Origin of the sequence: Pseudorhizobium endolithicum, from assembly GCF_902153245.2 — a bacterium.
Classification (GTDB): domain Bacteria; phylum Pseudomonadota; class Alphaproteobacteria; order Rhizobiales; family Rhizobiaceae; genus Neorhizobium; species Neorhizobium endolithicum.
This window is the reverse complement of the sequence record NZ_CABFWF030000013.1, coordinates 93,148-105,970: the sequence shown is the minus strand read 5'-3', so window position 1 is coordinate 105,970 and position 12,823 is coordinate 93,148. Positions and strand designations below refer to the sequence as shown.

Annotated in this window: 10 protein-coding genes; 2 read left to right on the top strand and 8 right to left on the bottom strand. The window is 54.8% G+C overall.

Features of this window, described 5'->3' with window-relative positions:
* The first annotated feature begins 9 nt into the window (after nt 1–9).
* Nucleotides 10–2,454, top strand: coding sequence for a glycosyl hydrolase family 28-related protein (locus tag RTCK_RS13640; RefSeq protein ID WP_142593200.1), 2,445 nt, complete (start codon nt 10–12; stop codon nt 2,452–2,454).
* A gap of 108 nt (nt 2,455–2,562) precedes the next feature.
* Here the strand turns inward: RTCK_RS13640 and RTCK_RS13635 are convergent, their stop codons facing one another.
* From RTCK_RS13635 to RTCK_RS13610, 6 genes are all read right to left on the bottom strand, one after another.
* Nucleotides 2,563–3,792, bottom strand: a complete 1,230-nt coding sequence (locus RTCK_RS13635; protein WP_142593199.1) for a polysaccharide biosynthesis/export family protein — start codon at nt 3,790–3,792, stop codon at nt 2,563–2,565.
* Nucleotides 3,793–3,854: 62 nt separating this feature from the next.
* Nucleotides 3,855–5,753, bottom strand: a complete 1,899-nt coding sequence (locus RTCK_RS13630) for a GumC family protein (RefSeq protein WP_185928015.1) — start codon at nt 5,751–5,753, stop codon at nt 3,855–3,857.
* Nucleotides 5,754–6,034: 281 nt separating this feature from the next.
* Nucleotides 6,035–6,817 carry a response regulator transcription factor gene (locus tag RTCK_RS13625; RefSeq protein WP_235988695.1) on the bottom strand — a complete coding sequence of 261 codons (783 nt, stop codon included), beginning with the start codon at nt 6,815–6,817 and terminating at the stop codon, nt 6,035–6,037.
* Between the two features lie 81 nt (nt 6,818–6,898).
* The gene (locus RTCK_RS13620; RefSeq protein ID WP_142593197.1) at nt 6,899–7,552 is read right to left on the bottom strand and encodes a PIG-L deacetylase family protein; all 654 of its coding nucleotides are present in this window, start codon (nt 7,550–7,552) and stop codon (nt 6,899–6,901) included.
* 6 nt (nt 7,553–7,558) lie between these two features.
* A complete protein-coding gene (locus RTCK_RS13615; RefSeq protein WP_142593196.1) occupies nt 7,559–8,362 on the bottom strand; it encodes a sugar phosphate nucleotidyltransferase in 804 nt (267 codons plus the stop codon).
* The gene (locus RTCK_RS13610) at nt 8,363–9,652 is read right to left on the bottom strand and encodes a class I SAM-dependent methyltransferase (RefSeq protein WP_142593195.1); all 1,290 of its coding nucleotides are present in this window, start codon (nt 9,650–9,652) and stop codon (nt 8,363–8,365) included. It lies immediately after the preceding gene.
* A 224-nt stretch (nt 9,653–9,876) separates the two neighbouring features.
* On the opposite strand from RTCK_RS13610, the gene rfbC reads away from it, so the two are divergent.
* Nucleotides 9,877–10,434, top strand: coding sequence for a dTDP-4-dehydrorhamnose 3,5-epimerase (gene rfbC, locus RTCK_RS13605; RefSeq protein ID WP_142593194.1), 558 nt, complete (start codon nt 9,877–9,879; stop codon nt 10,432–10,434).
* Here rfbC and RTCK_RS13600 read toward each other — a convergent pair.
* Nucleotides 10,408–11,748 carry a DUF4910 domain-containing protein gene (locus RTCK_RS13600; protein ID WP_142593193.1) on the bottom strand — a complete coding sequence of 447 codons (1,341 nt, stop codon included), beginning with the start codon at nt 11,746–11,748 and terminating at the stop codon, nt 10,408–10,410. The two genes, rfbC and RTCK_RS13600, sit on opposite strands and share 27 nt — an antisense overlap.
* Before the next feature lie 13 nt (nt 11,749–11,761).
* The gene (locus RTCK_RS13595) at nt 11,762–12,814 is read right to left on the bottom strand and encodes an NAD-dependent epimerase/dehydratase family protein (RefSeq protein WP_142593192.1); all 1,053 of its coding nucleotides are present in this window, start codon (nt 12,812–12,814) and stop codon (nt 11,762–11,764) included.
* Nucleotides 12,815–12,823: the final 9 nt, after the last annotated feature.

The following is a 12,823-nucleotide window of genomic DNA, read 5'->3' as shown; positions in this document are numbered from 1 at the left end:
GAGACTGCCATGCGAAGGGTGTCAAGACTGCTTCTGCTCACGGCCATAGTCACCTTAGCTCTTATCTCAGTACATAGCGCTGGTGAGATCACCGCCCCGATTTCCCTAGACGACGCTGTTCTTGACCATACCGAACCGGGTGATCTCGGCTTTCCGTTACCGGTACCGGAACCACAACTGCCAGCAGGCGTAGACAGGTTTAACCCTCCGAGGATCGAGGCGGCAGCGGATGGACCAGCAATAGCTGAAATCAGCAGAACCGCCGATCGTGATGAGGTCCTGTCGATGACCGGTCTGAACCTACACGACGGTGTCAGGTTTGCGGTGTATTCGCAGTCACCTTCTTCTCCGACAGGTAGCGTGACTGAGGTCGAACCGCTTGCTGCAGATACCACGGCCGCGACGGTACTTCTGCCAAAGAGCCTTCCACCATGGGCTACGTATCTGATCTGGCCGCGGAGTAAAGAAGAAGACGGCAAGGCTTTCGCCATCAACCGCACAGAGACGTGGTGGGTCGGACCAGACAAAGGCGTCGCGGGAACGATAAGCTCCGTCTATGGCCGTAACCTATCGCGTTCGAACGGAACTAGAACGTCGCACATCTACCTCCAGTCCGTCGGCGGCACAGGCCAATATGTAGTGCCAATAGATGTCAATCCCTTCAAGCTGGACTTCAAGATCCCCAATGTTCCACCGGGCGACTACGAGGTCTGGGTGCACAACAGCCACGGAGGCCGCTTTGGCTGGGACGGTCCTCTGGCGCTGCAGGTCCTTCCAAAACAGCCGTTCCATGAACAACAAGAAACGATCGTCAATGTTGTCAGCTACGGAGCTGTAGGCAATGGCATCGCGGATGACACCGTGGCGATAAGGAAGGCCCTTGACGCTGTGAAAACAGTTGCCCCTGCCACATTGTACTTTCCTCCTGGAAAATACAATCTTCGCCAGCCTCTGGAGAGCCCTGGCAATATTACGTGGCGTGGAGCTGGAATCGGCAGAACGGAGATCAGACTCGACCTTCCAATCTCTGCCAGCATGATCACGAGCAGCGGCGATGCCTTGCAGTTTCAGCATCTGACCTTGAACGCCAACGGTAACACCAATGGTCAGCCTCTGCTGCGGCTTTATCATCAACAGGACGTAAGGCTTGAGGAGGTTCGGTTGGATTCCTGGGGAGCACCAGCCCTACAAGCCGAGCAAGTATCATATCTCGCAGTCGAGGGTTCGGAACTGATCGAGAACGGATCCTTCTATGGTAGCAGCCGGCAGATCTTCATGTCGGGAAACAGGTTCAAAATGACTGGCTATGGAGAATCAGTGGTGGCCCTTTGGGGCGGAAGAGAGCTGTCGATGACGCGCAATGAGTTGAGCAACGCAGACGAAAGCCGCGATGACGGTCACGGGATCGGCCGCTTTTTCGTTGGTCAGGCGCATCTTGGCAGCATGGAGCACCTTTACTGGGGCGGCAATGTCTCGCGCAATGCCGCTCCGCACGACTGTGACAAAGTCGACTGCAATAAAGGCGAGCAAATTTGCTTTGAGATGGTGGGGGGCAGGATTCAGGCCGGTTTGGTTAAAGCCTCTGCCACTACCGTTCAGTTCGAAGAGTTGGAGCCATTAGGCGCTGGCGCGAGTGATCTCGTGATCATCGGGGGGAGGGGGGCCGGCCAATATCGGCGTATCACCTCGGTTGAGGGTGCGACGGTCACCCTCCGGGAGCCATGGAATGTTGTCCCCGACCCAACAAGCCGGTTTGCGATTGCCGCAACAGCGTCAAAGGCAGTGATCTATGCTAATGACCTTCAAGGGCGCGAGAGCTTCAGCGAGCATGATTCCGATTCCACGGGCGTGCTCCTCTATGGAAATGTCTACGATGTCGTCGTCGACAGTAATCGCATATCACACATGCGTCATGGCATGATGACTGTCGCTCTTGCTTCCACCAGCGGTCTGAGTCCCTACTTTCTTCAATATTCTCGTAACTCCGTTTCGCAAAGCAATAGCGGCCTTTATGTGGGAACTACATTTGCAGATTCTGGAAGCCCTGGCATCTGGGGTGGACTGGGAAATATCTATCGGCGCAACAGGTTCGAGGACCTCGCATATATTGGCGTCCAATTTGAGACCTGGGATCACCACGGCGCGGACTTCAATGGAACCGTATTCGAGCACAATGTTTTCCACGGACTCCCCTACGGTTTCATCGACGCCTACAAGCTGATGTGGACGTACGACGGGCAGTTCAAAGCTGGGCCAGGCGAGAGATCGCGCAAATTCAACACCGTTCTTTACCGAAATCACTTCGAAAACAAGTCGGCCGGTGGAGAGATGAGTATCGGCTTCCAATCCATGCACTCCGATAATTCCTGGGTGAATATCGGCTCCACATGGAAGGGCTTTCGGAGCGGAAATGCAGGTCCTCCCGCTCCATCACCCCTTACGACGTCGCGGTGAAAGAGTGGAACTGTCCGATTGGACAGGGAAACGCGAACCGATCCTCGACTTGTTCCAGTCGTCCTCAATCTGGCGGGTAGTTCTACTGAGCTTCAGTCTCTTTTAGCTTCAGTCGGTCGCTCCGACTCTTGCAGACCCTGTCGGCACTGGGGATCCGGTTGTGCCCGCCGGCAGCGTTAAGCGAACGCGCACAACATCACCGGCGGCGATCTTCGTGTGTTCGTCAACCTTGAACTCCTTATATTCCTCGTTGACTTGACGAACGACGGAAAATTCGGTCTTGATCAGGTTGTCGAGCGCCGAAAACCGTCGTGCTGCCGCACCGATCTCTGCCATGGCTTGAACACTAAAGGCCATTTTTCTACGCAGCCTGACGATCTCAAGGTCGATCACCGTCAATTCGTTCGCGGCCTCGCTCTTGCGTGTGCTACGTAACTCCAAGATCCGTCTGTCAATCTCGTTTCTGTTCTGTTGGGCGCGTGCGAGGAAGGAGCCAAACTCGAGCAATTGCTGGTTCATGCCAAGAAGTTCGCGCTTCCGTTCCCTCAGAACGGCCTGGGAGGCCGCACCGCGGGTGACCAATTCTTGTGATACGTCGACGTCCTTGCTGAGGAGGTCGAACTGTTCCTGACGCATCACTCCGCTTTTCTCGAGCGTTTCTATCTCGGCCACATAATGCTGCTTCTGGGCCTCCAGATTGCGCACTTCCTCCTCCAGCCTCGCCAGACGGAGCCTGAAAAGGGTCATCTCAGAGTCGATGATCTTCTGAACAGCGTTTGGATCCGTTCCCAGCCCGAGCTCAGCTTGGGAGTAGCTGAATTCGGTTCCGCCGAGTTCGGCCATTAGACGGGCGCGACGAACCTCCTGGCTCAGCAATTGCAGTGACATATCCTCATAGTCCTGTTGCGCCTGAATCAGTTGTAGTCCCGAGACATCGGTGAGCGCGGTCGTTTCGCGAAGACCTCCGCCAAGCGTGAACAACTCCAGCACAATCATCCCGGGCCGAAATTCATAGCGACCTGGCTTCTGGACATCGCCCACGATAAAGATGGGCGCATATTCCTTGACCGCCACGGCGACCGCCAGATTTGCGATATGGGAAGAAAGATCCTCCCTTATTCGATCGCTGACGGCCTCCAAACTCTTGCCCAACACATCTACGTTTCCCAGGATGGGGTACCCGATGGTGCCGTCGGGGCCGACCGGGAATGTTCCTGTAAGGCCAGAATCTCCATAGACTGTCACCGTTAGGACGTCGCCCACCGCAATCTTGTATTGCCCCTCCTGCGAAGAAAGGGCAGGCGACTCTAGTGACAGAGCAGACAGGATAGCGAACATCTGGATAATCCGGCGTCCTCGACTGGGAGCGTCGAGCCCAGGCACTTGAGGTTCCATGTAAATCATCCTCCAGCTGTTGCGACGAGGGGACGGGAGGGGATCGGACGCTTGGTGCGGCGAAAGAACCTCGCAAGCCCAAGCAGACCAAGAAAGATCTCCTGGCGCGATTGAGCCCCGTCGTTCAAGGTGCCGATGCCATTCAGGATGATGCCGGCAATGTGTTTGCCACTCACCTTTAGTGTTATCACCGCATTCTGCAGAATATCAGGATTCACCCGGCCCTGCTGCGTTACCAAGACCACGGCGTCGGCCACCATCGCTACGCGGGTCATGTTAACGCCGTCGGATGCAGCAGGCGTATCGATAAGAACAAGATCATAGCGGTCCCGTAGATCCGCGATCAGCGGGGCTAGTCGCCTGGTGCCTAAGATTGCCTCCCGCGACGTCACACTTGTTTGTGAGAGGACCACATCAACGCCAGCAAGATGATCACGCTGAATGGGAACGTGCGTGGTATCCTCAATCACTACGGCGCGGGCTAAATCTTGCGAAGGCGCGAGATCGAACTCCCGGTGCATGGACGGCGTTCGCAAGTCGGCATCGACGACGATCACGCGCAAGCCGCTAAGTGCCAGGGACTTGGCGAGATTTGCTGTGATGAAAGATCTGCCCTCTCTCTCCACCGAAGATGTTACTGCAATCACGCGAGCCTTATCTTCCAGCCGAATATGGGCGTGGAGATCCAAAAAGGCGCTGCAGAGTGCCATACTGTCGGAAAAAGGCTGACGTTCTTTCCCCAGCCGGCCAGGTGGAACTTTAGGAATCCGGCCGATTACAGGTAGGCCCGTCTTTTGTTGCAAAACAGAGATCGATCGCACGGACCGGTTGGACAAGCTCAGCAAAAGCGCTGCGCCAACACCTGCAATAGTGCCACCAAGCAAAGCCATGATTGCCCATAAGACGGGGTTGGGACTAATAGGCTTACTGCTCGGCATTGCCCTGGATATAATTCTAGCCTCCGGCGCCGCAATGCCTTCCTGTTCGACAGTCTGTTTGTAGCGACCAAGATAGGCTTCGTAAATCGTGCGGTTAGCTGCCGCCTCACGCTCAAGCTGCCGGAGCTTTACGGTTTTCTGACCATTGGCGGCGATCGCATCTTGAAGCTCTTTAAGCTTTATGACCATCTGCTCTTGCTGTTTTGCATTGACGGCTATTTCGTTACGCAGGCTGTCGACGACCTGCGAAATCTCGGCGGCAATCTGCCTCTTTAGCGAAGCCAGCTGCGATTCCAGCTGTGGGAGCTGTGAGTTCTTGCGCGCGCCGCTCTCGCTGATTTCCGTTATGGCTCGAGCAATGCGCGCCTGTTCGCTGCGCAACTGCTGAATTGCAGGAGACGATAGAACCTCTATCATTCCCAAGCTTTCTCCGCCGCGCTGTATCTCCAAGGCGGTCTCAAGCCGAGCCTTGGCCGCTGCGGCTCTTGCTTGAAGGTTCGTGAATTCGGTGTTCAGACCAGATAGTTGCTGTCCCTCCAGCGTTACCTCCCCGATCTCCGCAAGCCCTGCTTCTTCTCGAAATGCTGTTACAGCGCGCTCAGAGGCTTCAAGCTTCTCACGCAAACTGATCAGCCGCTCCGCTAACCACTCGCTTACACGTCTGGTGGCCGTGTGCTGTAAGTCCATTTGATAGTCGATATATGCCTCGCCGAATGCATTGGCGACCATGGCCGCGTATGAAGGGTTTCCAGCATCGTAGGAGATGTAGATGGTATATGATCGCCCGTCATTGACCACGCGTACATGATTGACCAGATCCTCAACCACGCGTTTAGCGTGCTCAGACAGTTCGGGCATGGGAGCATCTGAGCTTGAGGCGCTTTCATCCACTCTAGCTGACTTCGACTGCTGCCCCGCAATGATAATTCCCTTTTCCTGCAGATCCGTGAAAACCCGTTGGGCCATGACCCGCGATCCAATGATATCGAGTTCCGTCCGCAGCGCCGGGCTTTCCTGGGGCAGGGGCGAAACCACGGAAGATTCCGTTGGCAGTGCCTGAACTTTGCGAGCATCAAGAGCAAGGACGACCTCGGACCGGTACCGACTGGGAGCAGACAAATAGGCGATCGATGTGAGGAAGAGGCTCGCAAGAAGGCATGCCAGCAGCACAGGGACTCGGTCCCAAACGATCGCGAATAGTTTCGGGATACTGTTTTGTGGAGTTGATAACTGCATAGACGAGTGGATCATGGCTGCCCGGTCCTTGAGCCGGCCGGAGCTCGCCGATCCGCCTTGCGAGCAGCCTCGGCTATCTTGGAGGCGACCTCAGTGCGATTGGTGGCTCCGAGCTTCTTCATTATGTTGCGGATGTGAACTTTAACCGTGCTCTCACACAGATTGAGTTCTGCGGCGATAACCTTGTTAGCCTTTCCGCAGCGGAGAGCTTCGGCGACTGCCGTTTGTCTCTCTGTAAATCGCAAAGCCGGCATTGTTTCGCTGACAAGGCTCGGTAGCTCGCGCATCGCCAAAACACTGCTGGCTGGCAGAAAACGACCGCCGGCGATGGCAAGGCTGATGGCTTGAACGCATACTTCGATATTGTTAGAGGTCGGGATGTATCCGCGAGCTCCAAGCCCGATAACGTCGAGCACCGTATTGATGGCTTGATCTTCTGACAAAACAACGACGGGAGCGGGAGCTAGTGCTGCGACCATCTCCTCAATTCCAGCGCAAAAGTGCTGATGGTTCACGAACCTGTTTCCGGTATTGAAGAGAACCGCCGTCGGTGGACCATCCTTGAGTGCTGCAGCACGCAATTCCTCCAAGGTTGCGAAAGTCAACACCGGCCATCCGATCTTGTGATACTTCAAGCTGTGTGCAAGACACTCCCGATCCAGGATCCTGTGGTCGATCAGTGCGACATATCCGCTTCCCAAACGTTGCCGGTCAGCGCTCCCCTGCGCTACATCATCACCAATCGTTGATGCTGCCTCCCGCTGAAGGGGTGTGTAAACAATGACATTGTCCAAGTTCGTCCCTCCGATTTCTCCTTCGGCAAGTACCAAGATGGGTGTGACCTGCCGAAAGTGTTGCTGCTCAACAGGCAGCGTTCATGCCAACATGATCTTTCTCACCGTAAATGCTTCCGCGAAGCGCGCTGGCGCCCTGCACTCAATACCCCTCAACCGTGCCAGCCCTTGAAAGGCGTCAGCATCGAACCAGTCCTTCGAACGCTGCGTGCCGAAGTGCTCTAGTAGCAGGTCAATCTTGGTGTTCAGCACGTCTTCGCTGAGCGGCACATAAGTGTTGCGATGGCATATATCACCATCCCATTTCGGGATCTCGTATTCGAGGACCAGGTGATTGCGGAAGACATTTGTCGTGAGGAGGTTTAATTCTCGGTGATCCTGATGGGCGTCTTCACGGGTATGGGTGAAGATAACATCAGGTGATAGGCGCTCACGCAATGCCAGCAGCCATTGCTTGATCTGGGTACTTTGGCTCGGAAAATAGCTGTCGCGGAAGTCGCCAAGTTCCACAGAATATGACGCAACTTTATGAAGGAAAGCGTCCGCAGATTTCCGTGCCTCGATTCCCCGTTCCCCGTCGGCGCTCAACACGCACCAGCAAACATCCAGTTCAACGCCTGCTGAGATGAGGCTCAAGATTGTACCCCCGACGCCTATCTCTATGTCGTCAGAATGGGCACCGAGGCACAGCACGGAAAGGCGCTCTCCGGGTCGGGCTAATGATACCTTCCTCATGGACATCTACCCTGCGACAGAGATCTTCGATGAATTGTCGGTTGCATAGTTGAGCCAGGGCATGTCTCCCCGCTCAACCATCGCCTCAAGTGTCTGCCAGTCCCTCAGGGTGTCCATCGATCGCCAGAAGCCGTCATACTTGTAGGCCAGCAATTGATTTTCAGCGATCAGTCTCGAAAATGGCTCGAGAACGAGTTCTTCCCCATCGCGCATATAGTCGAAGATTGCAGGCCGCATCAGGAAATAGCCGCCATTGATCCACATGTCAGAGGTTTCGGAGGATCTGAACCTACTGACTCGTCCATCCGGCTCGATCTCGGCAAGATGGTAGGTCAACGGTGGCCGCACCGCTAGAAAACAAGCCAGCTTTCCACTTGCTTCGAACTGTGCGACCATGTCGGTAAGATCCACATCGGTGAGGCCGTCGCTATAGTTCGCCAGGAACATGCGTTCATTTTGGACATGATGGCGAACAGCCCAGAGTCTTTCCCCGATGTTTCGCCAAATGCCGGTATCGATCAGCGAAACCCTCCAGTCACGGCGGATGTCTCCGAGGATCTCCACTCCGCCGCTACCGGAAACCACACAGTCTGAAAAGCTCTCGGGACGGCTGTTTATGAAGAAGTCCTTGATCGCGTTCGCTTTGTAGCCAAGGCAGAGAACGAACTCGTGGTGACCAAAACTTGCGTAATACTCCATGACGTGACGCATAATCGGCTGGCCACCCAGTGGTATGAGTGGTTTGGGTATGTTTTCAGAATACTCCCGGATGCGGGTGCCCCTGCCGCCGCAAAACAAAACGACCTTCATCTATTGGTCCTCCTTGGGATCTATGACGCGGACGTCAGGGATGGGGACAATGAACTTGCCTCCCCAGTCGTTGATCACACCCATCTGCTGCACGATCTCGTCCCTAATGTTCCAAGGCAGGATCAGGATATAGTCGGGCCGGGCGCGTTCCAGTTCAGCCACGGGTTTGATGGGAATGCGCGTGCCGGGCGTCAGGCGTCCGTGCTTGTATGGATTCCGGTCAACGGCAAAATCGACGAAATCCGTACCGATGCCGCAATAATTGAGAAGGGTGTTGCCTTTGCCAGGTGCGCCATACGCGCAGATCGTCTTGCCCTGGTCCTTCGCCTCAATGAGAAACTTGAGGAGATTGCGCTTTGTACGGCGCACCGAATCCTCGAAGCTGATGTAGGTGGCAATATCATCCAGTTGAGCCCGACGCTCGTCTTCAACAAGGAGGTCCACACGCGCGTCACGCGGTATCGGATTGTCATCATGGGCAAAATAAACCCTCAGCGATCCCCCATGCGTCGAGAGCCTTTCAACATCGAACACCTTAAGACCGTGTCGCGCCGCTACTTTCTCGATGGTAAGTAGCGAGAAGTACGAAAAATGCTCGTGATAGATGGTGTCGAATTGATTCTCTTCGATCAGTTTGGCGATATGAGGAAATTCCAGAGTGATAATTCCGTTTGGCTTGAGCAGGATCCTCAGGCCGGACACGAAATCATTAAGATCGGGAACCTGGGCGAGCACGTTGTTGCCGACAATTAGATCGGCCTGGCGGTCACTCTCTCGCATTTGTTCAGCGAGTTTCCTGCCGAAGAATTCCGTTAGCGTCGGGATCCCCCTGGCTTTGGCGACTTCGGCTACGTTGAGCGCCGGCTCTATCCCCAAAACCGGAATCTTGCTGGTTAGAAAGTGCTGCAACAAGTAGCCATCATTGCTGGCAAGCTCGACAACGAAGCTGTGTTCCCCCAGGTCGAACCTTTCGCGCATCGCTTCACAATAGCGTCTGGCATGCTCAACCCAGCTGGACGAATAGGATGAGAAATAGGCATATTCCTCGAAGATGCTTTCAGGGCTGACATACTCCTGCAATTGGACGAGGTAGCACTCGCTGCAGACAAATGCGTGCAGCGGAAAGAACGGTTCCATTTCATTTTCCGCCGAAGCAGGCACAAAACTCTCACACAGTGGGGACATCCCGAGATTAATGAACGTAAATTTGAGCGGTGCGCTACAAAAGCGGCACAATCTGACATGCTGCACGTCCCGACCTGCTGTCGCTAATCCCGCCTGATTGTTCATCTGAACCCCCCGCTACTTTGATTGATTGATCGAATCCTAAGCGTGCAGGCAATGCTAGGCGAGAGATCTTCAGGGCGCGATCATCATTCAAAAGGTGTAGAGGACAATGCAAAGCGTGGATTCTGGTCGCGAAGGTTGTACTTTACTAGCCTCGGCACATCGATTTGACGTCTTCAAGGTCTGCGGCCCTTACGGGTAGGTTTAGAACGCGCCAGGAGGCAATGATGAGGTTCATCAATACCAATATCGACGGGCTTTGGATTATTGAGCCAGAACGGGTTGTGGATAGCCGGGGTTCGTTTGCAAGAACGTTTTGCTCTGATGAGTATGCCAAACGCGGTCTCGAAACGCGTTACGTCCAGCATAGCGAGTCGATTTCACATTCGAGATTCACGTTAAGAGGTCTGCATTATCAGGAGCCACCCCATGCAGAAGTGAAGATTGTCTCCTGCTGTCGAGGAGAGATTTTTGATGTTGCGGTGGACTTGCGCCCAGAATCGAGAACCTTCATGCAATGGCGCTCTGTCGTTCTGTCGGGCGCAAATGGTACGCTATTTTATATACCGCAGGGGTTTGCGCATGGCTTTCAAGCGCTAACCAATGATGTCGCCGTCCGCTACATGATGTCGGCCGCCTTCGAACCGTCCAGTAGCAAAGGAATCAGATATGACGATCCAGCCATCGGAATTGAGTGGCCTGAACCGCCAACGGTAATCTCCGAGCGGGATCTGTCTTGGCCGTTAATGAAGTGCTACTCAGATCTCGCAACGGCCCAGGCTTGAAACAAGACCTCGATCCTGGAGGATTTCCGCGGCCGCGGAAATCTCCGAGAATGGCAATGAAGATCGTTCCGCAATATCAAGAAGCGAATGGGACCCGTCTGCGAAATTCAGAATCCACAGGTAGGCCATGGTCCTGGTGTTGTTGCTTTTGTGGCCGCCAAGGGGCGGATAAAGATCATATTTGCCCAACCGGGGCTCACCCAGGGGCGACAGGTTAAGCGGTATCCAATTTCCTTCCAGGACTTCGATTATATCGCACACCATGTCGAAGCTGGCGCCGAGGTGCTCTGGACGGATGAAATCCAGATTGTCTGCGGATGTGTGGTATTCGGGGAAGGTGCCGAAGGAGCTTCGCTGCAGCAGTCCTACTGGCAAGTTGAAACCGGGGGAACAGAACTGTCTTTCGTCGTATCCGTAAGGCGTGAATTCGTGGATCGTCGGCATAGTATCATCTGGTCCGCATCGAACGCAGGAAACAGCGCGGTCGATCACGGCCGTTCCTTTCCGGCTGCGCTTGTAGTTTGGACCGCCACCATCACCGACACAGGTGACGACAAGCCCACCGCTGATGGCCCCAACGCGATCATAATTGCGGGAGAGCCAGGTCAGGGCGCCAATGGTTCCGGGAGCGAAAACGAAGCGGTAGGTGTAGTAGGTCGCGCGCGCCTTCAGAGTTGCTGCCAGATGAGTGAGGAGCGCAATCCCCGAACAATTGTCATTGGCAAGCGAGGGATGACAGATATGTGTATAGAGCAGAATTTCCTTTTCGGATCGGCCTTTCCGCACATGTTCTCCATAGACAAGATGTCCAGGCCGCTTGCTCGTCTTGATGACGACTTCATAATCCACGTCTTCGAGCTTCTCAAAGTCGTTGTGCGACATGCAAATGCCCCAGGTGTCGGTGTAGTAAGCTGTCTTATAGGGAACAACATTTGGTTGCTCCGGCAGCGTGTGGACATGTGCTTTGAGTTCATTCTTGCTGAGGATCTTTTGGACCGGGATGCTGTAGCTCATGAGATGGAGATTTGAATTAACAAAGTCGACGACTTTGGAGCCAGAGGGATGCCTAATGAATGCGTCCTCCACCGTCCATTCCGGTGGGATTGTCCAGTCGAAAACGGCTGTCCCAGTTGAAACCTCGTGGCGCTCGAGTTCGATATACTGCGCTAAGATATCCAGTGTATGGCGCACGCCTTCCCCCGTTAGGCTACGGCAAAGGGGGAAGATGCGGGAAGCCAAAGCGTATATGGTCGCGCCCGAGTTCAATGCCTCCCCCGAGCGGTGCGCCTCGTCGGCAGGATAGATGGCGTTCATATGTTACCGCCTCTCAGGCTGTCAGCGCAGTTTCAACGACTGGTCGTCGCAGATTGACGTCGAGTTCGTTTTCGGCAATCAGCTTTTGCAACTGAGCGACGCGCAGGTAGCGGGGACCTTCGAATTCTTCCAGCGTCAAACCTGAACTCTTGTAGGCAGAATAAAGCTCGGCGGCGCCACGGGCTGGGGTCCATGTTGGTTGGAAAGCCGGAAGCATGCGGCGGATTTTGCTGAAGTTGACGCGATAGGAGCGTGTGTCGGGGCTAGCGTCGCTGGCGAACTGCAGGCGGCATCCCGGAACAGTCTGGGCAACAATCTCAGCGATGTCACGGACTTGGTAATTGTGATCGTTCTGGCCGACATTGAAAGCTTGGTTAAAAACTCTGTCTATTGGTGCTTCCAGGGCCGCGATGAAGGCTCGTGAAATATCTTCAATATGAACGATCGGCCGCCACGGGCTTCCGTCGGACTTTAGAAGGATCAGGCCTTTTGTGACGGCCCATGCGGTGAGGTTGTTAAGGACGATATCAAACCGCAGCATGGGAGACAGTCCATAAGCGGTAGCAGGGCGGAGATAGACAGGGCAGAAGGTACCATCGGCCAAACCTGAAATTTCCTGCTCTGCCTTCACCTTGGAGACGCCATAGGCAGACACCGGCTGGAGCTTGGCTGTCTCATCGACCATACCGTCGCCGGCGGCCCCGTAATTACTGCATGATGATGCAAACAGGAAGCGTTTCACACCTGCTTCTTTGGCAGCGGAGGCCGCACGGACGCTTCCGTGGTAGTTGATCTGGTAGGTGATCTCCGGGTTGAGGTTGCTCAGAGGGTCGTTGGACAAAGCCGCTAAATGGATGACGGCGTCGATCCCGCGCATATCATTCGCTTCGATGTCACGAATGTCCTTATAAAGCGTGGGAACCTGCGGGATCGTCCCTCCAGGACGATAGCCGCAGCGGGCATAGAAGTCGATATCGTAGCCGCAAACCTCATGCCCCGCCGCTTGCAGTCGCGCAACCATGACGGAGCCGATATAACCTCTGTTTCCAGTGACAAGTACCTTCATGGTTGGACC